Annotated in this window: 25 protein-coding genes; 16 read left to right on the forward strand and 9 right to left on the reverse strand. The window is 59.4% G+C overall.

All coding sequences use genetic code 11. From position 1 onward, the window contains the following. Positions 1-197: 197 nt before the first annotated feature. Positions 198-632 (reverse strand): group III truncated hemoglobin, encoded by a 435-nt coding sequence (locus ED661_RS05010; RefSeq protein ID WP_122073333.1) that lies wholly within the window; start codon positions 630-632, stop codon positions 198-200. A gap of 158 nt (positions 633-790) precedes the next feature. On the opposite strand from ED661_RS05010, the gene ED661_RS05015 reads away from it, so the two are divergent. Continuing rightward, positions 791-1,501: a VIT1/CCC1 transporter family protein gene (locus tag ED661_RS05015; protein WP_122072846.1), complete on the forward strand. Its 711-nt coding sequence runs from the start codon at positions 791-793 to the stop codon at positions 1,499-1,501. 483 nt (positions 1,502-1,984) lie between these two features. After that, positions 1,985-4,948 (forward strand): isoleucine--tRNA ligase, encoded by a 2,964-nt coding sequence (gene ileS, locus ED661_RS05020; RefSeq protein WP_122072847.1) that lies wholly within the window; start codon positions 1,985-1,987, stop codon positions 4,946-4,948. A 104-nt stretch (positions 4,949-5,052) separates the two neighbouring features. Here the strand turns inward: ileS and ED661_RS05025 are convergent, their stop codons facing one another. After that, the gene (locus ED661_RS05025) at positions 5,053-5,559 is read right to left on the reverse strand and encodes a hypothetical protein (RefSeq protein WP_122072848.1); all 507 of its coding nucleotides are present in this window, start codon (positions 5,557-5,559) and stop codon (positions 5,053-5,055) included. A 467-nt stretch (positions 5,560-6,026) separates the two neighbouring features. Next, positions 6,027-6,389: a hypothetical protein gene (locus ED661_RS05030; protein WP_122072849.1), complete on the reverse strand. Its 363-nt coding sequence runs from the start codon at positions 6,387-6,389 to the stop codon at positions 6,027-6,029. A gap of 188 nt (positions 6,390-6,577) precedes the next feature. Here ED661_RS05030 and ED661_RS05035 point away from each other — a divergent pair, with 188 nt between their 5' ends. Next, positions 6,578-7,030, forward strand: a complete 453-nt coding sequence (locus ED661_RS05035; protein WP_122072850.1) for a methylated-DNA--[protein]-cysteine S-methyltransferase — start codon at positions 6,578-6,580, stop codon at positions 7,028-7,030. A 109-nt stretch (positions 7,031-7,139) separates the two neighbouring features. On the opposite strand, the gene ED661_RS05040 is transcribed toward ED661_RS05035, so the two are convergent. Continuing rightward, a complete protein-coding gene (locus ED661_RS05040) occupies positions 7,140-7,838 on the reverse strand; it encodes a phosphatidylcholine/phosphatidylserine synthase (RefSeq protein ID WP_122072851.1) in 699 nt (232 codons plus the stop codon). 510 nt (positions 7,839-8,348) lie between these two features. Here ED661_RS05040 and ED661_RS05050 point away from each other — a divergent pair. After that, positions 8,349-8,903 carry a trans-aconitate 2-methyltransferase gene (locus ED661_RS05050; RefSeq protein WP_216822434.1) on the forward strand — a complete coding sequence of 185 codons (555 nt, stop codon included), beginning with the start codon at positions 8,349-8,351 and terminating at the stop codon, positions 8,901-8,903. 30 nt (positions 8,904-8,933) lie between these two features. On the opposite strand, the gene ED661_RS05055 is transcribed toward ED661_RS05050, so the two are convergent. The 3 genes from ED661_RS05055 to fsa form a co-directional block, all read right to left on the reverse strand. Further along, the gene (locus tag ED661_RS05055; protein WP_174214163.1) at positions 8,934-9,872 is read right to left on the reverse strand and encodes a tyrosine recombinase XerC; all 939 of its coding nucleotides are present in this window, start codon (positions 9,870-9,872) and stop codon (positions 8,934-8,936) included. Between the two features lie 114 nt (positions 9,873-9,986). Further along, the gene (locus ED661_RS05060; RefSeq protein WP_122072854.1) at positions 9,987-10,697 is read right to left on the reverse strand and encodes a DUF484 family protein; all 711 of its coding nucleotides are present in this window, start codon (positions 10,695-10,697) and stop codon (positions 9,987-9,989) included. A 481-nt stretch (positions 10,698-11,178) separates the two neighbouring features. Continuing rightward, on the reverse strand, positions 11,179-11,832 hold the full coding sequence (gene fsa, locus ED661_RS05065; protein ID WP_122072855.1) for a fructose-6-phosphate aldolase: 654 nt from the start codon (positions 11,830-11,832) through the stop codon (positions 11,179-11,181). A 97-nt stretch (positions 11,833-11,929) separates the two neighbouring features. On the opposite strand from fsa, the gene ED661_RS05070 reads away from it, so the two are divergent. Next, positions 11,930-14,125 carry a primosomal protein N' gene (locus ED661_RS05070; RefSeq protein ID WP_122073335.1) on the forward strand — a complete coding sequence of 732 codons (2,196 nt, stop codon included), beginning with the start codon at positions 11,930-11,932 and terminating at the stop codon, positions 14,123-14,125. Between the two features lie 158 nt (positions 14,126-14,283). On the opposite strand, the gene ED661_RS05075 is transcribed toward ED661_RS05070, so the two are convergent. After that, complete coding sequence (locus ED661_RS05075; protein WP_122072856.1) at positions 14,284-15,357, reverse strand: YeeE/YedE family protein; 1,074 nt, start codon at positions 15,355-15,357, stop codon at positions 14,284-14,286. 217 nt (positions 15,358-15,574) lie between these two features. On the opposite strand from ED661_RS05075, the gene ED661_RS05080 reads away from it, so the two are divergent. From ED661_RS05080 to ED661_RS05095, 4 genes are all read left to right on the forward strand, one after another. Continuing rightward, positions 15,575-16,111, forward strand: coding sequence for a hypothetical protein (locus tag ED661_RS05080; RefSeq protein WP_122072857.1), 537 nt, complete (start codon positions 15,575-15,577; stop codon positions 16,109-16,111). A 100-nt stretch (positions 16,112-16,211) separates the two neighbouring features. Then, complete coding sequence (locus ED661_RS05085; protein ID WP_122072858.1) at positions 16,212-17,447, forward strand: MFS transporter; 1,236 nt, start codon at positions 16,212-16,214, stop codon at positions 17,445-17,447. 106 nt (positions 17,448-17,553) lie between these two features. Next, positions 17,554-18,426, forward strand: a complete 873-nt coding sequence (locus ED661_RS05090; RefSeq protein ID WP_122072859.1) for a 50S ribosomal protein L11 methyltransferase — start codon at positions 17,554-17,556, stop codon at positions 18,424-18,426. Between the two features lie 104 nt (positions 18,427-18,530). Beyond that, on the forward strand, positions 18,531-18,875 hold the full coding sequence (locus ED661_RS05095) for a hypothetical protein (RefSeq protein ID WP_122072860.1): 345 nt from the start codon (positions 18,531-18,533) through the stop codon (positions 18,873-18,875). A gap of 304 nt (positions 18,876-19,179) precedes the next feature. Here the strand turns inward: ED661_RS05095 and ED661_RS05100 are convergent, their stop codons facing one another. Continuing rightward, positions 19,180-19,398: a DUF1127 domain-containing protein gene (locus ED661_RS05100; protein WP_122073336.1), complete on the reverse strand. Its 219-nt coding sequence runs from the start codon at positions 19,396-19,398 to the stop codon at positions 19,180-19,182. 369 nt (positions 19,399-19,767) lie between these two features. Between ED661_RS05100 and ruvC the strand changes: the two genes are divergently transcribed. From ruvC to ybgC, 7 genes are all read left to right on the forward strand, one after another. Next, complete coding sequence (gene ruvC, locus ED661_RS05105) at positions 19,768-20,265, forward strand: crossover junction endodeoxyribonuclease RuvC (protein ID WP_122073337.1); 498 nt, start codon at positions 19,768-19,770, stop codon at positions 20,263-20,265. After that, entirely contained in the window at positions 20,262-20,951 is a 690-nt protein-coding gene (gene ruvA, locus ED661_RS05110) for a Holliday junction branch migration protein RuvA (protein WP_122072861.1), read from the forward strand. The genes ruvC and ruvA overlap by 4 nt, the downstream gene beginning before the upstream one ends. A 135-nt stretch (positions 20,952-21,086) precedes the next feature. Then, positions 21,087-22,118 carry a Holliday junction branch migration DNA helicase RuvB gene (gene ruvB, locus ED661_RS05115; RefSeq protein WP_122072862.1) on the forward strand — a complete coding sequence of 344 codons (1,032 nt, stop codon included), beginning with the start codon at positions 21,087-21,089 and terminating at the stop codon, positions 22,116-22,118. A gap of 42 nt (positions 22,119-22,160) precedes the next feature. Next, on the forward strand, positions 22,161-22,475 hold the full coding sequence (locus ED661_RS05120; protein WP_122072863.1) for a hypothetical protein: 315 nt from the start codon (positions 22,161-22,163) through the stop codon (positions 22,473-22,475). A 237-nt stretch (positions 22,476-22,712) separates the two neighbouring features. Beyond that, a complete protein-coding gene (locus tag ED661_RS05125; protein ID WP_122072864.1) occupies positions 22,713-23,360 on the forward strand; it encodes a hypothetical protein in 648 nt (215 codons plus the stop codon). A gap of 3 nt (positions 23,361-23,363) precedes the next feature. Further along, the gene (gene thpR, locus ED661_RS05130) at positions 23,364-23,921 is read left to right on the forward strand and encodes an RNA 2',3'-cyclic phosphodiesterase (protein ID WP_122072865.1); all 558 of its coding nucleotides are present in this window, start codon (positions 23,364-23,366) and stop codon (positions 23,919-23,921) included. A 95-nt stretch (positions 23,922-24,016) separates the two neighbouring features. Continuing rightward, entirely contained in the window at positions 24,017-24,409 is a 393-nt protein-coding gene (ybgC, locus tag ED661_RS05135) for a tol-pal system-associated acyl-CoA thioesterase (protein ID WP_122072866.1), read from the forward strand. The last annotated feature ends 65 nt before the right edge of the window (positions 24,410-24,474 follow it).

The raw sequence follows: 24,474 nt of genomic DNA on the forward strand, positions 1-24,474 counted from the left end.
TGCCAGTTTTGCCTTGATTGAAATTTTCTTTGTTCAACCTTTCATGGGAATTTTGTTGAATTTTGTTGAGTATTTTTCGCTCTTTAAAACCTTTCGAGCCACGGAGGCTATGTGGATCATGCGTCACGTAGATTGATCAAGGGCTTTTAACCAAAGACGGTGGACCCTGGGGGAACAAGACCAGAAAGGCTGGCGCATCAGAACAGTTTTGGCGGTGCGTCCTTGGGTTGGCGCATGGCGACAATCCCGGTGCGAAAGCCCTCACCGATGCGATCCGCCAGCGCGCCCCATTGCCGCGCGATCAGCTCGGGCAGCTCTGCCTGCAAGACCTCGTGGAACAGCCCGAGCCACTGCGGGAAATGCTCCGCCTGGATTTCAGGCCGTGAGACATGCACCCGCATCGGATTGCCGCTGTAGCTTTTCTCACGCAGGATTGCATTGCGCCAGAACCGGGCGATCTTGGCCTCGTGTTCGGGCCAATCACCATCCGCCACATAGCGCGCAAAAATCGGCCCCAGCTCTGCATGGGCGCGGATGCGGATGTAGAACAGAGCCACCACCCGGTCGATCTCTGGCCCGGAGATGTCAAAGCGTTTCATCGGGTGATCGGCTGTCTGGAGCTCATCGGTCATGATCTTGTCTCGCTCTGGTGGGGCAGGCCAAATGCCCGTCGCGCTGCTGCTCTCACATAGGGGCTTGGCCAGGTGATGGATAGGGGTGGCGTTGATCTGTCGCAAGGCAAAGGCGCCGGGATCACTTAGATGTAGAGGCACAGGAGAACGAGCCCGCCATGGTCGATCACGGTCACAGCCCGCAGGAAATCAGCGATCGCATCGGAGCGCCACCGGGACGCGGGGTGCTGCGCGACGTGGTATACGGCGCGATTGATGGCTCGGTCACCACCTTTGCCATTGTCGCCGGGGTGGCCGGCGCCGGGTTGTCGCCCTTCATCATTGTTGCCCTGGGGCTGGCCAATGTGCTGGCGGATGGGTTCTCGATGGCGGCCGGGAATTACTCTGGCACCAAGGCGGAACTGGATAACCTCAAACGGCTGCGCCGGGTTGAGGAAAGCCACATTCAGAACTACCCCGAAGGGGAGCGTGCTGAGGCCCGCGAGATCCTGCGGCTCAAGGGGCTGTCGGGGCCGGTGCTGGACGCGGCGACGGATGCGATCTGCGCCGACAAAGAGGCCTGGATCAATCTGATGATGGAGGGCGAATACGGTGCCAGCCCGGTTGATCCGGATCCGATGCGCGCGGCCTTGGCCACCTTTGCCGCCTTTCTGGTCGCAGGTATGGTGCCGCTGCTGCCCTTCCTCTTTGGTCTGGCTTCGGCCTTCTCAATTTCGGTCTGGCTGACGCTGATTACCTTTTTTGGCATCGGCGCGATGAAAAGCCACTGGGCGCTGTCGCCTTGGTGGCGCTCCGGTTTGGAGACATTAGCGATTGGCGGTGCCGCCGCCTTGCTGGCCTACGGGGTGGGGAGCCTGTTTCAGGCCTGACGGGCAGCAAAGGTTTCGTGCGCGAAACAGATTAATCTACTCTCAATCCGGGCGCTCTGCTTGTTTCTACAATGTCAACAAATCTGCTTTCCCTCTAACCCCGGAGGCGATGAGGCCATGTTCCCCCCTCGGAGGGCGCTTCTGGGGGACATGAGTGCAAAAGCAAAACAGAGAAATTGGCCAGGTTATGCCTCCCCGTTTGATCAATCGAAGTCTGGGTGGGAAGTGGGTCGGTGTCTGACAAGCGGCGGTTCAGCGGTCCCTGGATCAGTCGCATGACTGCGACACTCAGGCGGGGACAAGCCCGCTTTACCCCAAGCCCCAGTCAGCCTATAACGCCCCCATGTCCTATATACTGGCCATCATTATTCGAATTATATCCCCGGCGCTCTGATACAATGAGACGCCGGGCAAAGGCGCTTGAGCCATCGCGCCGCACCGAACACCCTGATTACCGAACAGTTTATCCAAAGGACGCCACCCATGTGCGCCGACACTGCTGACACTCCCGAATACAAACAGACCCTGAACCTGCCCAAGACCGATTTCCCGATGCGCGCGGGCCTGCCCAAGCGCGAGCCAAACTGGCTGGAGCGCTGGGCCAAGATCGGTGTCTATGACCGGCTGCGCGAGAAAGAGGGGCGCACGCCTTTCACGCTGCATGACGGCCCGCCCTATGCCAACGGGCATCTGCACATCGGTCACGCGCTGAACAAGACCATCAAGGATATGATCGTGCGCTCGCATCAGATGATGGGTTTTGATGCGCGCTATGTGCCGGGCTGGGATTGCCACGGTCTGCCGATCGAGTGGAAGATCGAAGAGCAGTATCGCAAGAAGGGCAAGAACAAGGATGCCGTGGATGTGGTGGAGTTCCGCCAGGAATGCCGCAAGTTCGCCGAGGGCTGGATCGACATCCAGCGCGAAGAATTCAAGCGCCTGGGCATCACCGGCAACTGGGCCGATCCCTATATCACAATGGATTACCACGCCGAGGCGGTGATCGCGGGTGAATTCCAGAAATTCCTGATGAACGGCACGCTCTATCAGGGCTCCAAACCTGTGATGTGGTCGCCGGTTGAGAAAACCGCCCTGGCCGAGGCTGAGGTGGAATACAAAGACAAAGACAGCTTTACCATCTGGGTGAAGTTTAAAGTAACGGGTCACGGAGTAAGTGGCGCTTCCGAGGCTGAAGTCGAGGAAAAGGCATCTCGGGTAAATGAGTTGCTTAACGCTCATGTAGTAATCTGGACCACCACGCCCTGGACCATCCCTTCGAACAAGGCAGTGGTTTACGGCGACAGCTTCGATTACGGCCTTTACGAGGTCACTGACGCGCCAGAGGAATGCTGGGCCGCCAAGGGCGACCGCTTCCTGCTGGCCGACAAACTGGCCGATGACGTCTTCAAACGCGCCCGTCTGGAAGAGGGGCAATATACCCGTGTCCGCGCTGTACCTGCGGATGAGCTGGCGACTTTGCAGCTGAGCCACCCGCTGGCCGGGGCCGAAGGCTCCAACGGCGAATGGGATGCGCCCCGCGACTTCCGTGCTGCACCTTTTGTGACGGATGAGGAAGGCACCGGATTTGTCCACTGCGCGCCCAGCCACGGTATGGAAGAGTTTGAGCTCTACCGCGATCTGGGCATGCTGGAAGATGTCATCACCTATAACGTCATGGATGATGGCGGCTTCCGCGCCGATCTGCCCTTCTTTGGCGGCAAATACATCCTTAACCGCAAGGGCGGCGAGGGCGACGCCAACAAGACCGTGATCGACAAGCTTGTCGAGGTTGGCGGTCTGCTGGCCCGTGGCAAGATCAAGCACAGCTATCCGCACTCCTGGCGTTCCAAGGCGCCGATCATCTATCGCAACACGCCGCAGTGGTTCGCGAGCGTTGATCGCGCGGTTGGTGATGGCCAGGACGAGATGGGCACAACCATCCGCGAACGCGCCCTGCGCTCGATCGATGAACTGGTGAAATGGACCCCGCAAAAGGGTCGTAACCGTCTTTACTCCATGATCGAAGCCCGCCCTGACTGGGTGCTGTCACGCCAGCGCGCCTGGGGCGTGCCGCTGACCTGCTTTGTCAAAAAGGGCCTGTTGCCCACCGATGAGGGCTTCATCCTGCGCGATGACGCGGTCAACGCCCGCATTGTTGCGGCTTTTGAGGTCGAAGGCGCCGATGCCTGGTACGCCGACGGCGCCAAAGAGCGCTTCCTGGGTGCGGACTATAACGCCGAGGAGTGGGAGCAGGTCTTTGACGTGCTGGACGTCTGGTTTGACTCCGGCTCCACCCATGCCTTTGTGCTGCGCGACCGTAAGGACGGCACCGAAGACGGTATCGCCGATGTCTATATGGAAGGCACCGACCAACACCGGGGCTGGTTCCACTCGTCGTTGCTGCAGGCCTGTGGAACCAAGGGACGCGCACCTTATAAAAACGTTGTCACTCATGGGTTTACCCTGGATGGAAAGGGCAACAAGATGTCCAAATCCCTGGGCAATACCATCGTGCCTGAGGAAATCGTCAAACAGTACGGCGCCGATATCCTGCGGCTCTGGGTGGCGCAGACCGATTATACCTCGGATCAGCGCATCGGCCCCGAGATCCTGAAAGGCACCGCCGACAGCTATCGCCGTCTGCGCAACACCATGCGCTATATGCTGGGCTCGCTGCATGATTTCAGCGAGGATCAGCGCGTCGCGCCCGAGGACATGCCCGAGCTGGAGCAATGGGTACTGCACCGTCTGGCCGAGCTGGATCATCAGGTTCGCACCGGCTATCAGAGCTTTGATTTCAATGGTGTCTGGCAGGCGATCTTCACCTTCGCCACCGTGGATCTCTCGGCCTTCTACTTTGATGTGCGCAAAGATGCGCTTTACTGCGATGGTGACACGCTAAATGCCCGCGCCGCGCGCACCGTGCTGGATATCCTGTTCCACCGTCTCACCACCTGGCTGGCGCCGATCCTGGTCTTCACCATGGAAGAGGTCTGGCTGGAGCGTTTCCCCGGCGAGCAGAGCTCGGTACACCTGACCGATATCCCCAATACCCCAGCGGATTGGCTGAACGAGCCGCTCTCGGGCAAATGGGCGCAGATCCGTCAGGCCCGCCGGGTGGTGACAGCCGCGCTGGAAGTGCAGCGGGTGGACAAGGTCATCGGTGCCTCACTCGAGGCCAATCCGGTGGTGCATGTGCGCGATCCAGAGGTGCTGGAGCTGCTGAAATCGGTGAACTTTGCCGATGTCTGCATCACCTCCGATATCTCCCTCACCAATGATCCTGCTCCGGCAGAAGCCTTCCGCATGCCCGAAGTCGATGGCATCTCGGTGGTCTTTGAGAAAGCCGAAGGCGACAAATGTCAGCGCTGCTGGAAAATCCTGCCGGATGTTGGCAGCCATGCCCATGCCGGGGTTTGTGGTCGCTGCGACAGCGCCCTGGATTGAAGATGGAATTGATCTAGGGCCTGTCGAATGCTGTGACCCTTGGAAAACACAGCGCCCGGTGGCAAGCCGGGCGCTGATTTTACTGAATGCCCTGGGTCTGTAGTCTAGGCATTGGTAAGTTCTTTTGCATCCCAATAGAGGGAATGGATGTCCTTAGCGTTTTTGACGGGGCTTTTGTCAGTTTCGCCATTGTCTTGGCTGGACATTAGGTTTTGCACAATGGTTTGAATGGCAGAACTGCTGGAGGCCGACAGGCTGGAAGGCAAGCGGTCTCCAGCTGTATCCAGTGAGTCAAAGACTGCATCCAATATGTCATAGAGCCCTTTCAGGGCTTTGGTCTGGTTGGTCTTGGGGGCATCGTTGGTGGTGATTGTGTCGCCTAGTCCATCATCTTGGTTCTTGGCGCCATCTTCCGTCCCCTCATTCTTGTGCCCAGTTTGGATCTTGTCTGTCAGAGCCTGCAAAAAGGCGTCTACCGCCGACGTGGTATCAGAGCTGTCCTCGCGTTGTTCGTCGAGACCTTCGGCGTAGGCATTCAACTCCGCGACAGTGATTCCCCCGTCGCCATTGGTGTCGAGGTCAGCAGAAATCGTCTCGATGATGGAGATCAATTTTCCGCCCTTGAACGCGCTCTCAACGGATGGGTCCCGGAAATTCTCGACACTGCTCTGAGCGCGGGTCTGTGTTGTAGCAGGAGCGTTTTGCAGAATGGCCTTGCCATTTGTGCGACCAGCTGTGGAGCCTTCTACGAGAAGTATTCTGAGCTGCCTTGGTATCGGCGTTGGCGAAGGCGCGGTCCTCAAAACTGGCTGCGCTGCCTTGTGAACTCGGGCGGTTACCTGCGCCGTATGTATTTGAGCCATAGCCAGTGGCCGCGATTGATCCAATCATTCTTAATCCCTTCTGGGTTGCAATTAGGTGCTGCCTATTTGCCAAGAGGAGACTAACGATTACTTGTGCTTTTAGGTTTCTTTGTTATCGTTGAGGTGAAATTTTGTTTCAATTCTATTGGTTTGGCCAAGAGTGGGATGGGTTTTTATGCTTGAGAGATCAGCGAATTGAAGCGGTAGCGGTCATTTCAGATCGCAGCACGCGCTTGCAAATACTGGTTTTCAGCAACAAGGGCGCTAACGAGTTTGGGGCCAGGTGCGTGATCCGAGTTTTGCTCTAGAAAACGCGCTATCAGGGCCTGCTCACTAAAGCCTTCACGGCCCAAAGCCCGATTCCTTGCCGCTTCGCGGGCCGGACCTCCGAGCTCATTGCCCCCTGTCTTGGTCTGAACACGAGTATCTGCTGCCTCCAGAGCCGTGCTGCGCTGGATGGCACGATCCTTGCCTTCGGTCTTGCCCTCATTCAGGCTTGCATCCATTGCAGGAACGCCCGCCTTCAAAGAGGAAGTGATGTTGCTGGTGCCAAAGTTCAAACCAATTCCAGAGATCATAGCCTAAATCCACTTGTTTCATTTGAATTTGTTTTAACAGGATTTTAACAGAATCCACGTGCACCTTGGGTCACCGGCTTTGCCCGATCGGATAGCGACCTATACGAACGAAGTAGATTCTCCTGTCTCCAGCCCGGCTTTCAGGGCATAACCGTTAAAATCATCCTCATCTTCCTGGACCGCCAACCATGCCTTCAGCCCGGATTGACACAATTGTCGGAACTTTAAGCGTGACAGAGGCCGAAGGGGCGATAACCAGCCTTACCTGGAAGGATCAGGGCAACGACCGCACTGCGCTGCTCGACCGCGCCATTGAACAGCTCAAAGCCTATTTTGCCAGGGAACTGCAAAACTTTGATCTGCCTCTGCATGTTGCGGGGTCAGATTTTCAACGGGCAGTCTGTGATGCGATGCTGGCGATCCCTCTGGGCCAGACCCGGACCTACGGCGATATTTCAAAGGCGCTCAAGGTGCCACCGCAACCTGTGGGCAATGCCTGCGGGGCCAATCCGATTCCGGTGATCATTCCCTGTCATCGGGTTCTGGGTGCCAATGGCTTAGGTGGATTTTCCGGCGGCACCGGGATTGAAACAAAGATTGCTCTGCTCAAACACGAAAGCGCTGCCAGTCTGTTGATCTGAACCCGCGCTGCTTTTCAAGCCAGCGCGGCTTTCACCTTTGCAAAAGTATTCCGGGGTGAATGGGCCGCAGGCCCAGAGGGGCTGGCCCCTTCCACCCTTTCACGCTTGCTCAGGCGCTGCGATTTTCCGGTATGATCTGCTGGGCGATGCCGACAAAGACCAGATAGATCGAGGTGATGACCAGCCCCCAATGCGCCCAGCTCTCGGGGTGAAAATCAACCCAGGCAGCCCAGCCGGCAAAAAAGGTCCAGGCCAAGGCCACCGGCAAGGACACCCTGCGCCAGCGTTCTGTGCGCACCGGATGGATGAACTTCAACGGCAGGAACATAGCTGCCGACAATAGGGTCACCAGCACTAGAATTACCCAGTGGCTTGGCTCCAGGGCAAAGATCACCAGCACCAGCATGTTCCAGCAGCCCGGGAAGCCGGAAAAGGAATTATCCTTGGTCTTCATGCGGGTGTCGGCAAAATACATCGCGCTGGCAAAGGTGATCACAATAATCGCAAACCAGCCGGTCCAACCGGCCATCAGCCCCGATTTAAACAGGGCAAAGGCCGGGATGAACACATAGGTTAAGTAATCGATGATCAGATCCAGCAACACGCCGTCAAATTGCGGCGCGTAGCGGCCAACCTGATAGTGCCGCGCCAGCGGCCCATCAATGCCATCCACCGCAAAGGCCACTACCAGCCAAACAAACATAAGGCTCCACTTGGCATCCACTGCGGCGAGCATGGCAAGCATTGCAAAAACTGCACCGGTGGCGGTGAGCAGGTGAACGGAGAGGGCGCGGATCTGTGGTGTCATGTGCCTGTGATGGCGAATTTCATCCGCGCCTGCAAGGCTTCAGTGCAACCAAGTCGGGTATTCCTGACGCTGCGTCCGCGCCTCATCGCTGCTGATCTGTTCTTTGAGCGATCCGAACAGCATCAATTTGCCTTTTGCCGAACCAGGCAGGGGAAGATCGGAGCGGCGCCTAGGGTCTGGAAGATCCGGATAGCGGATCTGAGAGGGGGCCGGAGCCGGGGCGGCCGGGGCGGGGTGAAGGTCAAGAGTCTGTGGGCGCATCTGCGGCATCCTTTCTGGAGCAATGAGAGGCCCCAGATAAGCGGCAAGCTCTTAACCCCTGATGCAGATTGTGGGAAAACTTATCTCGAATTTTAACAATCTCACAGGTTTCCCCTCCGCACAGCAAAACAAATTCCAAAAATGGAATTTTTGTGACATAATGCAAAAAGCAGAGCAGGTAGGGAGGCTTAGGTGGGGCAGCGGGCGCGGTATTGGAACAGGGTCTACGAGACCAAGGAGACAGAGAGGGTGAGTTGGTTTCAGGCCGACCCGGTCCCGTCTTTGCAGGCTATATCGCTTTGTGGCCCGCGGTCTTTGTCTGTCATTGATATCGGCGGTGGTGCCTCGCGCCTGGCCGGCGCTTTGGTGGATCAACGCCGTCAGGATGTCACGGTACTGGATATCTCCCAACGGGCCCTGACTTTGGCCCGTGTCCGACTGGGGGCTGACGGCCACCAAGTGGCCTGGATCGCCGAGGACATTACGAGGTGGCAGCCACACCGGCAGTGGGACATATGGCATGACCGGGCGGTGTTTCACTTTCTCACCGAGAAACAGGATCGCCAGGCCTACCTGCAGGCCCTGCACTCTGCGGTGCCAAAGGCAGGTCATGTCATTCTGGCCAGCTTTGCGCTTGAGGGGCCAGAAACCTGTAGCGGTTTGCCCGTGCGGCGCTACGCCCCCGAGGGGTTGCAGGCAGAACTGCGGGAGGGTTTTGAGCTCCGGCACAGTTGGGAAGAATCCCATGCCACTCCGGCAGGAAACATGCAGGCCTTTACCTGGTGTCTGTTCCAAAGGGTTTGAAATACCCAATGTCGGCCCTGGAGAGGGGGATCAGGCCTTTGGGTGGCTGCGATTGTAGACAGCCATCAGATGCGCCGTATCCACAGCGGTATAGGCCTGGGTTGTCGAGAGCGAGGCATGGCCGAGCAACTCTTGAATGGCGCGCAGATCGCCGCCCGCTTCCAGCAGATGAGTGGCAAAGCTGTGGCGCAGCGCATGGGGCGTTGCGGTTGCGGGCAGCCCCAGCTGCGCCCGGGCCTGGGCCATGGCACCCTGGATCTGGCGCGGGTTCAGCGCACCGCCTCGGACCCCCCGAAACAGGGGTCCATCATCCTGCTTGGGATAGGGTGACAGGGCGAGATACCGCTCTACCGCCTCGCGGGCGGCCTGGATCACCGGCACCAGCCGCTCCTTTCCCCCCTTGCCCAGGATCCTGAGACTGGCAGGCAGGGGCGCGGCCTTACCGGTCAAGGCCAGCGCCTCCGAGATCCGCAGCCCGCAGCCATACAGCAGCGTTACAACCGCCACATCTCGGGCGGCGACCCAGTCGGAGGCGGATTGCAGCTCAACTGTTTCAATGACCGCACGGGCAGCATCCTTGGCCAGCGGGCGGGGCAGTTTCTTTTGAAACTTGGGGGCACGGGCCGCCAGAACAGCCGTGGGTTCAAAGCCTTCGCGCTCAGCCAGCCAGCGATAAAAGCTTTTGACCGCAGAAAGTTTGCGCGCCAGGGAGCGCGCGCCAGTGCCGGAGCCGCGCTCCTGCGCCATCCAGGACCGCATATCCGAAGTGGTGATCCGGGCCAGCGCCCCCAGCCCCTGCGGCGCGCCGCTGTGGCTGGTCATAAAGGCCAGAAAACTGCTGAGATCGCCCTGATAGGCGCTGATGGTATTGGCGGTGGCCCCTTCCAGCGCGCTCAACCCTTGCAGCCAGAGCTGCAGCGCATCGCGGCAAGCCGGAGAGATCAGCATCTGCGCCTCAAGATCACCCATGGTGAGGACTCCCTAAACAAGGGGCGGGTTCTGAACAGGCAAAACCATGGGGGATGCGCAGGTCTTTGCAGGCATATCCACGACGTCGAGCTTGTCGGGATATGCCTCGAGAGATCATGCCAGCCAGCGGCACATGGCGCGTTCAAAGACACCGGCAAAGAAGGTCAAAAGATCTGTGCCATGCTGCGGAGTGAATTGATGCGGGTCTTCTGACCCCAGCACCAAAAGACCGGGCAGGCGGCCAGCGCCAAGATCCAGGCGCAGGCAGGCCTCTGAACGGATCCAATCGGCCTTGTCGCCATAGATCTTGCTTGTGCCGCCCTGCAATTGGCGCAGGGTGACCTGACGCGCAGGGCCGCCCCGGCTGGAGCCGGCATAGCTGTCAATAAAGCCTGGGCTGGCGATTTTGAGCATCTCGCCCATGCGGGCAGCTGCGACACCGCCATCGTCCTGCAGGGTTTCCAGCACCAGAGAGATAGAATCAACCCGCATGATTTCGGCCAGATCGCCGTTCAATGCCTGCAAGAAGCCAGCAAAATCGGTGGGATCCAGCAAGCGCAGGATGGCGCGGTGGATCTGATTCGTGCCAGCGAGGTTTTCATAGGCCGCCGCAATCACTGAGCGATGGGTATCTTCCAGCCGGTCAAGGCGCGCCTCCATACGTTCCATAGCAATGCCGCGCAGGTCGACAATATTGGAACCCATGGCGCGTTCATTGGCGGAAACCAAGGCTTCCATCAGGCCCTGATCTTCAAGGATCGCATCTGGCTTGGCCAGAATCGCATCGCGTAGGGGAGTGTCTAATTTGGCTGTCGTGCTGCTCATTCTTGAACCTTTATGGGGCTTGAACCTCTGAGGGGCTTTGCGCCCGGGTATAGCACGGGTTTTGGCGCAATGTGGCTAAAAATGTGTTACGGGCAGGAAAAGGCCGAAGCTGTCACCATAGGGCAGGGGCTCCCGCCCGGGACGGCTGGATCACAGATCCATTGTCCCCGTTGGGCCGGGCGCCGGGCTGCGCCCGGCGCAAAACAGAAAAGAATAGGTGCTGAGAAGCGGTTTAAGGGCAGGTCTGCCCTGAAACGCGCTAATTCGATTCTGGGTGGGGCCTTGCTGACCTCAAGGGCAAACCGCGCCAGGGCGCGGGCGCGAGTGCGCCCCTTGACCCCAGCAAAACCCCGGCAAATCGCCGCTCCAGGAGGCGCGTAAAGATCTTGGTGAATCATGCGATGTGCGGGGCACAAAAAAGGACGCCCAATTGGGCGCCCTTGGAAATTTCTTAACAGGTTTGGCCAGGGGCCAAGCGCGCTTACAGGATCTTGATGTCGGCGGCTTTGATGTCGTCGAGGAAGGTGGCCAGACCCTTGTCGGTCAGCGGGTGGTTGGCCAGCGACTTGATCACGGCGGGGGGGGCGGTGATCACATCGGCACCGATCAGGGCGCTGTCGAGGATATGGTTTGCCGAGCGGATCGAGGCGGCCAGGATTTCGGTGTCAAACCCATAGTTGTCATAGATCTGACGGATGTCGTTGATCAGCTCCATGCCGTCGAGGTTGATATCGTCCAGACGGCCAATGAAGGGCGAGATGAAAGTTGCACCGGCCTTTGCGGCGATCAGCGCCTGATTGGCGGAGAAGCAGAGTGTGACATTGACCATATGGCCTTCGGCGGACAGGGTTTTGCAGGCCTTCAGCCCATCCCAGGTCAGCGGCACTTTGACGGCGATGTTTTCGGCGATTTCGACCAGCTTGCGGCCCTCGGCAATCATCGTCTCGGCGTCGGTGGCGGTGACTTCGGCGGAAACCGGGCCAGTGACCATGGCGCAGATCTCTTTGGTGACCTCAATAATGTCGCGACCGGATTTCTTGATCAGCGAGGGGTTGGTGGTCACACCATCGACCATGCCAAGGTCGTTGAGCTCGGCGATGGCGTCGATTTCGGCGGTATCTACAAAGAATTTCATCGGCGGGGATCCTTTTGGGAAAGTTTGGCCTTGATTGCGCTAGCCTTTAGCGCATGGCGCGGGCATTAAAAAGCCCCGAGGTTTGGAGGCGGCACAGGTGAGCGGGCAGGAATTTTTCCATCAAGGCGACAGGGTGGCGGTTTTGACCGCGCAACCTCTTGATCGGCTTTTGGATTATCGCGCTCCCGAGGGTGGCTGTTTTCGCGGCGCCTATGTCGAGGTGCCGCTGGGGCCGCGCAAAGTTCTGGGGGTGATCTGGGGGCCGGGCGGCGGTGATTTTGATTCGGCCAAGCTGCGCTCTGTGATGCGGGTGCTGGATGTGGCACCGATGCGCGACGAGATGCGCCAGTTCCTGAGCAAGGCCGCTGATTACACCCTGACGCCGATGTCCCTGATGCTGCGGCTGGCGACACGGGCGCCGGGGCTGTCGGATCCGCCGTCGATGCGCAAAGTGCTGCAGCTGGGCGATAAAGAACCCGACCGGATGACCCCGGCGCGGGCCAAGGTGCTGGCGGTGATGGAAGAGTTCGGCGGCATGAGCTTCACCCCCAAGGAGCTGGCCGATATGGCCGGGGTGACACCCTCGGTGATCAAGGGGCTGGTGGCGCAGGGGGGCTTGCGCGAAGAAGAGACGCCGCGCGATCTGCCCTATCCGATGTTGGACCCTGAGCGTCCGGGCAAGGAATTGACCGAGGATCAGGCCACCGCAGCAGCGGCGCTGGCGGCGGGAGTTGAGAGTGGTCGCTATGGCACCACTCTGCTGAAAGGGGTCACCGGTTCCGGCAAGACAGAGGTCTATCTGGAAGCTGTCGCGGCTTGTCTGCGCAAGGGACGACAGGCGCTGGTCTTGCTACCGGAAATCGCCCTGACAGCCGAGTTTCTGAAGCGGGTGGAGCAGCGCTTTGGGGCGACGCCTGCGGAGTGGCACTCTGGTGCGACCATGACCGAACGGCGCCGGGTTTGGCGGATGCTGGGGCAGGGCAATGCGCAATTGGTGATTGGGGCGCGTTCGGCACTGATGCTGCCGTTTCGCGATCTTGGTCTGATCATTGTCGATGAAGAACATGACAGCGCCTATAAACAGGAAGAGGGCGTGTTGTACAATGCCCGCGACATGGCGGTGCTGCGCGCGGTGATGTGTTCGGCGCAGGTGGTGCTGGCCTCGGCGACGCCCTCGCTGGAAACCTGGAGCAATGCTGAGGCGGGCAAGTATAAGCGCGTTGATCTGACTTCACGCTTTGGCACCGCGGTGCTGCCAGAGATGCGAGCGGTGGATATGCGCAGCGAAGATCTGGCGCCCTCAACCTGGATTTCCCCAACCCTGAAACAGGCGATGCACCTGCGCATGGAGCGCGGGGAACAGTCGCTTTTGTTTCTCAACCGGCGTGGCTTTGCGCCGGTGACCATCTGTCGGGCCTGCGGTGCCCAGGTGGCCTGCGATAACTGTGATGCCCGCATGGTGGAGCACCGGTTCATGAAGCGGTTGATGTGCCACCAGTGCGGTGAAACTAAACCGGTGCCCGAGGTCTGCCCCTCCTGTCAGGTGGAGGGCAAGATGGCCCCGGTTGGGCCGGGCATTGAGCGTTTGGGAGAGGAAGCGGCGGCGCTGTTTCCCGAGGCGCGCATTGCGGTGCTGAGTTCGGATCTGTTTGGATCGGCCCGGGCACTGAAGGCACGTATCGAGGAGATCGCCGCTGGCGAGGCTGATATCATTCTTGGCACCCAGCTGGTGGCCAAGGGGCATAATTTTCCGCTGTTGACGCTTGTGGGGGTGATTGATGCCGATCTGGGCCTGCAGGGATCAGACCTGCGGGCAGGCGAGCGGACATTTCAGTTGATGCGCCAGGTGGCGGGTCGGGCCGGTCGCGCCGAGCGCCCGGGTGAAGCACTCTTGCAGACCTTTCAACCGGAACATCCGGTTATTCGGGCGATCCTGACCGGCGATGAAGAGGAATTTTGGCGGGCCGAGGCGGCGCAGCGTCGTGAGGCCGGGGTGCCGCCCTTTGGACGCATGGCCGGGATCATCCTGTCGGGATCGGATCTGGCGCAGGTCTTTGATCTGGGCAATGCGCTGGCGCGCAATGACGGGCCGCTGCGGCAGGTGGGAGCGCAGCTTTTTGGGCCTGCTCCGGCGCCAATTGCCCGGGTGCGCGGCCGCCATCGGGTGCGCCTGCTGGTGAAGGCAGAAAAGGGAGTCGCCCTGCAGGAGGCGCTGAGTCGCTGGGTACAGCCCTTTCGCATGAAGGGTGATCTGCGTCTCAGCATTGATATTGATCCGCAGAACTTCTTTTGAGCATTGGGTTTTTGGAGGCAGTCCGAGTGGTTCGCTTGAAACGCGGACCGGACGCGCCCTGCAGTCGTGGTGCAATTGAATATTTGTGGAAAGATGATGACAGGGGCGCCCTGCTTGTCGTTTAGGCGCGCCTTGTCAGGTCGGTATTGGCTTTGAGCTTAGGCTGCGGAAGTCTGGTGTTTCTGGTCTACCAGGAGATCGGTGGCCAGGGCGCCGACCCACATGAAGAACAGCGCCAACCAGGCGGTGCCGGTGAAAATTGACCCGCCGGTTACTCCGGCGCCGATGGCGCAGCCGCCGGCCAGCATACCACCAAAGCCCATCAGCACCGCGCCAATCATCGCCTTGCGCATGGTCGGGGCATCGTCAAAGGCCTGGAGTTTCATCTCCCCTGCGGTCCAAGCGGCCAGCATGGCGCCGATAAAGACGCCGGGGACCAGGCCGATGTCGAATTCCAGAATGGCGTTGCGATCAAGGAAGAACATCAATGTGTGGGCAGAGGGGCCGGTGAAGGTGGCACTTTCGATCTGCACCGGGTCAAAGGCCACTTGGCTGAGCCCATAGGTGAGCACCCAGCCGAGCGCCACGGCAAAGCCCACACCGGAGGCAAAAATCAGCCGCGATGCACCAATCTGGTTGCGCCGGGCCAGTACCAGCGCCAGCAGAGCGATCAGTAGCCCCAGCGCCAATCCGCCCCAATTGGGCAGCCCGGCCTCGACCAGCAGGTCCATATTGCGTCCACCGGAGGTGACCCAGAGACCGGCGATCTTGTCGCGCAGGGGGGACAACATGCCCGAGAGGCTCATCTGTGCCACCACGGCAAAGATCATGCCGGAAACCACGGAGCGCAGATTGCCGGTGGCGGCCAGCACCAGCAGGCGGCCGGAACAGCCACGTGCCAAGACCATGCCGGCGCCAAAAATCAAGCCGCCGATGATGGCACCTGACCAGCTGCCGGGCACGGCCATCATCCGGGCGTCAGCACTGCGCATCAGCCCTAAAAGCTCGGCCCCTTGTACCCAGACCACAGCGGTAGAGAAGGTGAGCAACCAGACCGCCATCCGGTCGCCCATGCCGCCGCGCGCGAACTCTACCGTGGCGGCGCGCAGGCAAAACCGTGAACGCTGTGCCGCAATACCAAAGGTAACACCGGTCAACAGACCAAAGAGCGCCGCCAGAGGCGCCTCGCCCAGGCGTTCGGCCAGGGTTTCGATAAGAGTGAGTAGATCCATTGCCCCGAGCCTCCGCGAGATAGAGTTTTGGTGATTATATACACACATTCGTATTTTTGATTTGATTTAGGTCATCGAGCAGAGCCAAAGACATAGGCTCTTTAAAATTGTGCGACGCCGCAGGGGGGGCAGGTTGAGCCCCGGCGCTTCGACAAGTTGCCAAATATCAACCAGAAGGGGCTTTCTTGTACATTTGATCTCGAATAGGCAGAATTTAATGGCAGGATTTTTTTTGAAACCAGCGCTTGTGATTGCTGCTGGGCTTTTGGTTGGTTGTGTTGCTCCGGTGCCGGAGCGCGGAGAGCAGGTCTCCCTGCGGGTCATGCTGGCGGAAAATCGGGATAAGCCCTTTGCCTGCAACATCTACAAACCAGATACGGAAAGTTGCGGAGGCCTGAGCCAGTATCACCTGAGAGGGAATAAGGGGATCGAAACAGGGCGGCTAGCCTTGAGAGGAATGTCTGAATCCTATGTCGAGGCTATCATTCCGTTTGAAGAACGGGCTGAAGGTATCTGTACGGATGGCGCTAAGGCGCGGTTCTCGATTAAGGGCAATCCGCCTGCCAGCGCAAGATGGGGGCTGAAGATCGTGCGTGATGCTATGCGCAAACAGGGGGTTCTTTGTAACACCTATTACCGGGCTGTGGGTGGCGGCTATACTGTCGTAACCAAAAACAGCCAGGGTAAAATCCCGTATGGTGGAGAGGTCCACCTGAGGTTCTTTAGCACTCCTAAGGCGCTGCGGCCGCTGTAAAGCTAACAAGTGAGGCCCGCTTCTGTGCAAAGATGCGGGCCTGTATGTGCGGAGTGGCTTTGGCCTCGCGTCAGAGCAAAAAGAGGCGTAGAGGGGGGATATGTTCAAACCTCTTCCCCTGGATGCGGCCCGTGATCTGCCGCTATGGCGTCGCCCGATAACCTTGCTGTTTGTGATGGCGATCTGCATGCCGATTGCCTTTAATGCCTGGTCCGCCTTGCTGAACAACTTTGTCATCGAGGTGGCGCAGTTTGATGGTGCCGATATTGGCCTGTTGCATACGGTGCGCGAGATTCCGGGCTTTCTGGCGGTGGGGGTGATTGCCATCATCCTGTTTGTGCGCGAGCAGGTGCTGGGGCTGATCTCTTTGATGATGCTGGGCGTGGCCACCATGCTGACCGCCTGGTTCCCCTCGCTTGGGGGGGTCTTGATGATCACCCTGCTGAGCTCAATCGGGTTTCATTACTATGAGACGGTGAACCAGTCGCTGCAGCTGCAATGGCTGCCCAAGGACCGGGCGCCACAGATGCTGGGCTGGCTGATTGCCACCGGATCTGCGGCGACTTTTGTGGTTTATGGCTTGATCGTTCTGCTCTGGGAGAGTTTTGACCTCACCTTTAATGTGGTCTTTATGGTGGCGGGCGGCGTTACCACGCTGATTGCGGCCCTGTGCCTGTTGGTCTATCCGCAGTTTGACTCGCCAACGCCGCAGAACAAAAAACTGATCCTGCGCCGCCGTTATTGGCTCTATTACCTGTTGCAGTTCATGGCGGGCGCCCGGCGGCAGATCTTTGTGGTCTTTGCCGGTTTCATGATGGTCGAACGCTTTGGCTTTGACGTGCATGAGGTCACCGGGTTGTTCCTGATCAATCTGGTGATCAATATCCTGGTGGCACCGCTGCTGGGGCGGTTTGTGGCCTATTTTGGCGAGCGTCGGACCCTGATCATCGAATATGCCGGGCTTGCTCTGGTCTTTGCGCTCTATGGCGGTATCTACTGGTTCGGCTGGGGCGTCTTGCTGGCCTCGGTGCTCTATGTGGTGGATCATGTGCTTTTTGCCCTGGCGCTGGCGCTGAAGACCTATTTCCAAAAGATCGCCGATCCGGCCGATATCGCGCCCACGGCGGCTGTGGCCTTTACCATCAACCATATTGCCGCAGTCTTTCTGCCCGTGCTGCTGGGGCTGTTGTGGGTAATTTCCCCCTCTCTTGTCTTTGCACTGGCGGCTGCCATGGCGCTGATCTCTTTGGGGCTGTCTTGCCTGATCCCGCGCCATCCCGAGCCGGGCAATGAAACCGTCTTTGCCAAATATCGCAGCGCTGCCACTGCCGAATAGGGGGCGCACCTTGGAAAATCTGGGTCAGAGCGGCCAAAACCGGCTCTGCTCTTGACCTCTGCGTCCCATGGGCCTAGGCGCGGGGCACCGCAGCTGGAGATCCGACATGCCAACCTTTACCGCCCTGACCACCCTGCCTGGCAAACCCCAAGCCGAAGCCCTGGGCGAGGCGATGGAAGCCCTGATGCCGGAACCCACCGGGGTTGGCGTGTTTGAAATGGAAGATGGCTCGGGCCTGTGGGAAGTGGGCGGCTATTTCACCGAAGAACCGGATCAGGCTGGCCTGGCCTTGCTGGCGACGCTGCATGGCGCCAAGGAATTTGCCGTCTCCGAACTGCCGGAAACCGATTGGGTCGCGCATGTGCGCCGCGAACTGGCCCCAGTCGAGGCGGGGCGGTTCTATGTCTATGGCAGTCATGACGCCGACACCGTGCCCGAAGGGCGTATCCCGCTGCTGATTGAGGCGGCGATGGCCTTTGGCACCGGACACCACGGCACCACGCTGGGCTGTCTCAAGGCGCTGGATCATCTGATCTCGGAAGGATTTGTGGGCTCCAAAGTCGCTGACATTGGCTGCGGCACCGCCGTGCTGGCCATGGCGGCTGCGCGGGTCTGGGAGGGCGATTTTGTTGCCAGCGATATCGACGAGGTTGCAGTCGAGGTGGCCGAGGCCAATCTCAAGGCCAATGGTATGGCCGGCGCTGTGACCTGCCTGGAGGCTGCTGGCTTTGATCACCCCGGCCTGAAAGAGGTCGCGCCTTATGATCTGATCTTTGCCAATATCCTCAAAGGCCCACTGGTGGCGCTGTCGCCGGATCTTTGTGCGAACCTGCGCCCCGGTGGCTATGCGATTTTGTCTGGCATTCTCAACGAGCAGGCCGATAGCGTCATTTCGGTTTATGCAGAGAATGGAACCAATCTTGTGAAACGCGATGTGATTGGTGAATGGACCACCCTTCTATTGCAGCGGAAAAGCTGATTTTACGCAGGTTTATGACGATTTTTAGGCAATTGCCTTGGAATCGCATCGTTAAGATTCTATAAAGTTGTATCCGCTGGTGGGGGCCAGTTCGGAGCAATTTTATGAGTGTTCAACATCAAGAATTTCGTGGCCGTGTGGCCCGTTTGCAGAGCAAGCATGCCGGATTTTCACAGGGCTATGCTGCGCGCGTACAATCGGACGGGCTGATTTTAATTGAGCCCCGCAAAATCCGTTCGCGCATTTCTGGTAAGATCTTTGTCCTGATCATTGGGGCATTTCTCTTGTTCAAGGCCTTCCTGATGGCGGCCTTGGGCTTTGACAGCTATGACCACCGGGTGGCAAAGCTGGCTGCGGGGAGTGCAGTTGAACAGCTGGGCGCGGTGGTCATGCAGGCTGATCCGGCCTCTGTTTGGGCCGCGCAACAAATCGGACCTATTCTGCGCTAGAGCGATGAATACCTGCTGTGGGGCTGCGCGTGCGGTTCCTGCAAGCTGCCAGTCTGACAGGGCGGCGCAGATAGGCTGATTTGACAAGTTGAACCTCCGGTAAACCGTCGTGACTATGCACGACGGTTTTTTGCTGCCCAGTCCCGATGGTCATGACTGCGATCGTAGGCTCACTTTCCCGGGGCGACTGCAAAGGGGCAGCCTCTTTCCAAAACAAAACCGCCGCGGCCAAACTGGCGCGCGGCGGTGTTTTGGGTGATCCTCAAGGGGGAGGAAGAAGGATCACCAGGAGCTTTTCAGATCCTTAAAAGACTGGCTTGCCAGCGGAGATGTCTTCGATATCGCCACGGCTCAACCCGATGTCTGCCAATTCGCGGTCCGACAGCGCGTTCAGTGTCTTTTTGGAGTTGCGTGCATCATTCCACGCCACCACGGCGCTGGCCGCGGCGATGAACAAAAGGCCGATACGGCCAAACAGGCCGGTGGAGCCATAGGTGGTGCGGGTTGTGTCAAAAGCAGCCATATCCTCATCCTTCATATCTGAGTGAACATGTTTTGCAGCAACGGGATGTTGATGCGATTTTGCGCATTTAGGTCGGAATATTCGCCTGCGCAAGTGTCGAAAATGCATGTGTCATATGCATTGAGTGCATAGCTTTAGCCCATAAAAATAAGGTCGAAATGCATCTCTTCACACCTCGTTTGGAAATGTCGCGAGAACCCTGGGAAAGGGTCGGTTTTGGAACAGGATTTGGGGATTTCGGCGAAGTCTTGCCAGTGGGCGATCGCCAACCCGCTGGGATATGCCCTGGGAAAGCAATTGGACATGTTCGCCTTTTGTGCTATTTGGTTGAAAAATAATACCAACACTCAGGCAGAGGCCGGGCACAACATGCGCATATTGGGAATTGATCCGGGGCTTCGCAACCTTGGGTGGGGGGTGATCGAATCACAGGGTAGTCGGCTCAGCCATGTGGCCAATGGGGTCTGTACCTCTGATGGCGATGATCTCGGCGAGCGGCTGTTGTCGCTACACAATCAGGTCAGCGAGGTGATCGAGGCCTATGCGCCGACCCAGGCCGCCATTGAACAGACCTTCGTCAACAAGGACGGTGTAGCGACCTTGAAACTGGGGCAGGCGCGCGGTGTTGCGCTGCTCACCCTGGCCAAGGCGGGGTTGCCGACGGGAGAATATGCCCCCAACCGGGTCAAGAAGACAGTTGTCGGCGTTGGTCATGCCAGCAAGGAACAGATCATCCATATGGTAAAGCTGCAGCTGCCCGGTTGTGCACCTAAAAATGCGGATGCGGCGGATGCGCTGGCGATTGCCATTTGTCACGCCTATTACGGGGGCACCCAGCAAAGACAGCTCAGGGAGGTGCGGGCATGATTGGCAAGCTGACAGGACGTCTGGAGTACCGCACGGCGGATCATGTGCTGATTGATGTGCGCGGCGTTGGCTATCTGGTCTATTGCTCTGAACGCACCATGATGACCCTGCCAGGGGTGGGCGAGCCGGTTGCGCTTTATACCGATATGGTGGTGCGCGAAGATCTGATGCAGCTCTTTGGCTTTACCTCTTTGGTGGAAAAGGAATGGCACCGCCTACTGACCTCGGTGCAGGGGGTCGGGGCCAAGGTATCCTTGGCAATTCTGGGCACGCTGGGGCCGGATGGGGTCAGCCGCGCCATTGCTCTGGGGGACTGGGGCAGCGTCAAGGCGGCTAAGGGCGTAGGGCCCAAGACCGCGCAGCGCATTGTGCTGGATCTCAAGGATAAGGCGCCCGGCGTCATGGCCATGGGGGGCAGCCTGCCAGAGGCCATGGAGGGCGCTGATCTGGAGGCGGTGATTGAGCCTGCCGCACCAGCACCCGCCAAAAAAACAACCCGCAAGGCGGCCTCAAAACCCAGCGGTGCAGCGGCGGCCTCCGCCGGGGCGCTTTCGGCGCTTGGAAACCTGGGCTACAGCCCTTCGGATGCGGCCTCAGCCGTGGCAGAGGCGGCGGGAGAAAACCCTGATGCAGACGAGTCCGCCTTGATCCGTGCGGCTCTGCGTCTGCTGGCGCCAAAGGGATGAGGCAGATGCCAAAACAAAATGACATTCTGCCCGGGCCCCTTGGACAAGGCGCGCCCGACCTCCCCTCCGGGAAGGTGCTTTGCCCCCATTTGAGGTCGGGCACTGCGGGAATAGATAGTCGAACACGAGGCCCCAATGATTGACGCTGATCCCTCGCTGCGCCCGGAAACACTGCCCGAGGATGCCTCGGCGGAGGGGGATCGCGCGCTGCGCCCCCAGGGGCTATCGGAATTTATTGGCCAGGCCGAGGCCCGCGCCAATCTGCGGATTTTTATTGAAAGCGCCCGTCGTCGCGGCGAGGCGATGGATCACACCCTGTTTCACGGCCCTCCCGGATTGGGCAAAACCACCCTGGCGCAGATTGTGGCGCGCGAACTGGGGGTGAATTTCCGCATGACCTCTGGCCCGGTGCTGGCCAAGGCTGGCGATCTGGCAGCGATCCTGACCAATCTGGAAGCGCGTGATGTCTTGTTCATTGATGAAATTCATCGGCTGAACCCGGTGGTGGAAGAGATCCTCTATCCGGCCTTGGAGGATTTTGAACTGGATCTGGTCATCGGCGAGGGGCCTGCGGCGCGCACCGTGCGGATTGAGCTGCAGCCCTTTACCCTGGTGGGGGCAACAACCCGGATGGGGCTGCTGACCACACCGCTGCGCGATCGCTTTGGCATTCCCACCCGGTTGCAGTTCTACACGGTGGATGAGCTGTTTGAAATTGTCAGTCGCAACGCGCGCAAGCTGGGCACCCCGGCGGATGAGGAGGGCGCCCGTGAGATTGCGCGGCGCGCACGCGGCACCCCAAGGATCGCCGGGCGGCTCTTGCGCCGCGTGGTGGACTTTGCGGTTGTGGAGGGCGATGGGCGCATCACCCGAGACCTGGCGGATGGGGCGCTGACGCGGCTGGGGGTTGATCGGCTGGGGCTGGACGGCGCCGACCGGCGATATTTGAGGCTCATCGCCGAAAACTACAGCGGTGGCCCTGTGGGGATCGAGACACTTTCGGCGGCGTTGAGTGAGAGCCGCGACTCGCTGGAGGATGTGATTGAGCCCTATCTGCTGCAACAGGGGTTGATCCAGCGCACGCCGCGCGGACGGATGCTGGCGCAAAAGGCCTGGACCCATCTCGGGATCGCGCCGCCACAGCGATCGACGGATCTGTTTGGGTAAAGGTATGGGGCGGCGGCTTCTACAGATGCGGGGGCTACTGCAATGACACAGCAAGACCTGGGGGAGGTGGTCACTCTTGAGCAGCTCAACGATCTGGTGCGCCGGGTGTCGGATCTATATGCGCAGCGGTTTCAGATTGATCGAGACCCAGCCTGGTATCTGGGCAAACTGAGTGAAGAGCTGGGGGAGGTCAACGCGGCCTATCTGAAGTCCGTAGGGCAGGGGCGGGGCACTGGCGCGCCTGGTGATCTGGAAGATGAAGTGGCTGATCTGCTTGGCTTTGTGCTGCTGTTTGCGGATTGGCAGGGGATTGATGTCGCGGCAGCCCTGCAGCGCAAATGGGGCTCCTACCTTTAGCGAGTGTGGATGTGGGGCGGCTTTGCCCCTCAAAGAACCCGCTACAATTGTATGAGGGCAGGCGCTTCAAGGACAAGCCGCTGCGCGGGGCCTTGCGGCCTCCTTGACCCGCAGATCTGGTCGGGCTGCTCACATCAGGGAATGTTGGCTGGGCTTGCCGTTTTGCGCCCTGCCGGGCATAGAGCCGCAAGCCGCCCGTAATTGACCCGCCTGTACAAATGCTGATGGAGTGCTGCCATGTCGCTGGAGCTGACGCCCGAAGAAATCCAAGCCCTGTTCACCCGCAGCGACGGCTCTTACGGGTTTGCCCGTTGGGGACGGCCCATTGCGCCGATTGTTTTTGGGGTGCAGGAGGAAACCCTGCAGGTGGTAAAAGGCGCGATCGAGGCGGTGGCGACGCTGGCGGGTCATCAGATGGCGGAAACCGATCCGGAGCTGGGCTCCAATCTGATGTTCTTTTTCTTTCGCGACTGGGCAGAGCTGCTGGATGTGCCGGACCTGGGCCGACTGATCCCCGATTTGCCGCCCTTGGTGGCGCGATTGCAGGAGGCCGATGCCAGCCAGTACCGGGCCTTTCGGTTTGATGACACCGGCGCCATCCAGGCCAGTTTTGTCTTTCTGCGCATGCAGGGTGCCATGGCGGATATTCCGGCAGAAACCCTGGCGCTGAGCCAGGCGGCGCAGATCATTCTGCTCTGGGCTGATCAGGCCTTTGCGAGCACTTCGCCATTGGCGGTACTACCAGAGACAGGGGCAACCATTCTGCGGCCGGAAATTGCTGCGATCATTGCCGCAGGATATGATCGGATGATGCCACCGTCGGCCAATGACGCTTCTCATGCGTTGCGATTGTTTGCGCGGCTGCAGGCCCCCACACAGGGCTAGGAAATGCGGTGTTTTCTCGGGCTATCCCCGCCGGACGTGGTGCTAGACCTGCTGGAGCGCCTGCAGGATGAAATCCCGGTGGGGCGGCTTGTCCCCAGCGAAAACCTGCATATCACCCTAAGTTTTCTGGACGATCAGCCCGAACACCTGCTGGAGGCCCTGCATCAGGAGCTTGTCATGGTGCAGGCTTCTCCGCTGCAACTTGAACTGCGCGGGCTGGGCGTCATGGGCGGCAAAAGTCCAAAGGTGCTGTGCGCTGGTGTCACCCCAAACGAGGCGCTGACCCAGTTACACCGGCGGCTGCGCTCTGTGATACAGGCCAGCGGTATCGAACTGCCCCGGGCGCGGTTTCGCCCGCATGTCACCTTGGCGCGGTTTGGGCCGCGCCTGCGGCCAGAACAGCTCCAGAAGATTGAGCAGGTGCTGCAGCATTTTGGCGGCTTTGCGTCTCCGGCCTTTACCGTCGATCAGATCACGCTTTTCCAATCGACCTTGCTGCCGGATGGCGCGCGCTATGAGGCGCTGGCGAAGTACCCGCTGCTGGATGCTGAGCCGGGCTGAGAGCGCAACGGAACTTGGCTGCGGTTGGGCTGCGGGGCTTGTCGCCGATTTGTCCGGGTTTTAGGTTGCCGCCAAGAGCACAGGAGCACAGGCCAATGATCCATACCTTTCCCGTCCGCGTCTATTACGAGGACACCGATATGGGCGGCATCGTCTACCACGCCAACTATCTGCGCTTTATTGAGCGCGCCCGCAGCGACTGGGTGCGCGGTCTTGGCAATGACCAGAATGCCATGCGCGAGGCCGGGGTAATCTGGGTGGTGCAGCGGATCGAGGCCGATTACCTCGCCCCGGCGAAATACGATGATGAGCTGGTGATCGAGACGGGGGTTATCAAATTGACCCCGGCGCGGCTGATCATGGATCAGCTGGTCAAACGGGGCGAAACAGAGCTGTTTCGCGCCAAGGTTTCGGCTGTTTGCATGAGCGCAGAGACCGGGCGGCCAACGCGGCTTCCGGCAGAGATTCGCGCATTGCTGAAACAATGATGCGCCTGCGCACTGTTTGATTGGCATTTCCCCCGGACTTCGGCTAGCCTGCCTGCAAATAAGGC

The sequence above is a fragment of the Pseudophaeobacter sp. EL27 genome (assembly GCF_900313025.1).
GTDB lineage: Bacteria > Pseudomonadota > Alphaproteobacteria > Rhodobacterales > Rhodobacteraceae > Pseudophaeobacter.

What these genes read in the sequence shown, in the direction of transcription:
- ED661_RS05010 (WP_122073333.1), bottom strand. Translation starts at nt 632, where the DNA reads ATGACCGATGAGCTCCAGACAGCCGATCACCCGATGAAACGCTTTGAC.
- ED661_RS05015 (WP_122072846.1), top strand. Translation starts at nt 791, where the DNA reads ATGGTCGATCACGGTCACAGCCCGCAGGAAATCAGCGATCGCATCGGA.
- ileS (WP_122072847.1), top strand. Translation starts at nt 1,985, where the DNA reads ATGTGCGCCGACACTGCTGACACTCCCGAATACAAACAGACCCTGAAC.
- ED661_RS05030 (WP_122072849.1), bottom strand. Translation starts at nt 6,389, where the DNA reads ATGATCTCTGGAATTGGTTTGAACTTTGGCACCAGCAACATCACTTCC.
- ED661_RS05035 (WP_122072850.1), top strand. Translation starts at nt 6,578, where the DNA reads ATGCCTTCAGCCCGGATTGACACAATTGTCGGAACTTTAAGCGTGACA.
- ED661_RS05040 (WP_122072851.1), bottom strand. Translation starts at nt 7,838, where the DNA reads ATGACACCACAGATCCGCGCCCTCTCCGTTCACCTGCTCACCGCCACC.
- ED661_RS05055 (WP_174214163.1), bottom strand. Translation starts at nt 9,872, where the DNA reads ATGGGTGATCTTGAGGCGCAGATGCTGATCTCTCCGGCTTGCCGCGAT.
- ED661_RS05060 (WP_122072854.1), bottom strand. Translation starts at nt 10,697, where the DNA reads ATGAGCAGCACGACAGCCAAATTAGACACTCCCCTACGCGATGCGATT.
- fsa (WP_122072855.1), bottom strand. Translation starts at nt 11,832, where the DNA reads ATGAAATTCTTTGTAGATACCGCCGAAATCGACGCCATCGCCGAGCTC.
- ED661_RS05075 (WP_122072856.1), bottom strand. Translation starts at nt 15,357, where the DNA reads ATGGATCTACTCACTCTTATCGAAACCCTGGCCGAACGCCTGGGCGAG.
- ED661_RS05080 (WP_122072857.1), top strand. Translation starts at nt 15,575, where the DNA reads ATGGCAGGATTTTTTTTGAAACCAGCGCTTGTGATTGCTGCTGGGCTT.
- ED661_RS05085 (WP_122072858.1), top strand. Translation starts at nt 16,212, where the DNA reads ATGTTCAAACCTCTTCCCCTGGATGCGGCCCGTGATCTGCCGCTATGG.
- ED661_RS05090 (WP_122072859.1), top strand. Translation starts at nt 17,554, where the DNA reads ATGCCAACCTTTACCGCCCTGACCACCCTGCCTGGCAAACCCCAAGCC.
- ED661_RS05095 (WP_122072860.1), top strand. Translation starts at nt 18,531, where the DNA reads ATGAGTGTTCAACATCAAGAATTTCGTGGCCGTGTGGCCCGTTTGCAG.
- ED661_RS05100 (WP_122073336.1), bottom strand. Translation starts at nt 19,398, where the DNA reads ATGGCTGCTTTTGACACAACCCGCACCACCTATGGCTCCACCGGCCTG.
- ruvC (WP_122073337.1), top strand. Translation starts at nt 19,768, where the DNA reads ATGCGCATATTGGGAATTGATCCGGGGCTTCGCAACCTTGGGTGGGGG.
- ruvA (WP_122072861.1), top strand. Translation starts at nt 20,262, where the DNA reads ATGATTGGCAAGCTGACAGGACGTCTGGAGTACCGCACGGCGGATCAT.
- ruvB (WP_122072862.1), top strand. Translation starts at nt 21,087, where the DNA reads ATGATTGACGCTGATCCCTCGCTGCGCCCGGAAACACTGCCCGAGGAT.
- ED661_RS05120 (WP_122072863.1), top strand. Translation starts at nt 22,161, where the DNA reads ATGACACAGCAAGACCTGGGGGAGGTGGTCACTCTTGAGCAGCTCAAC.
- ED661_RS05125 (WP_122072864.1), top strand. Translation starts at nt 22,713, where the DNA reads ATGTCGCTGGAGCTGACGCCCGAAGAAATCCAAGCCCTGTTCACCCGC.
- thpR (WP_122072865.1), top strand. Translation starts at nt 23,364, where the DNA reads ATGCGGTGTTTTCTCGGGCTATCCCCGCCGGACGTGGTGCTAGACCTG.
- ybgC (WP_122072866.1), top strand. Translation starts at nt 24,017, where the DNA reads ATGATCCATACCTTTCCCGTCCGCGTCTATTACGAGGACACCGATATG.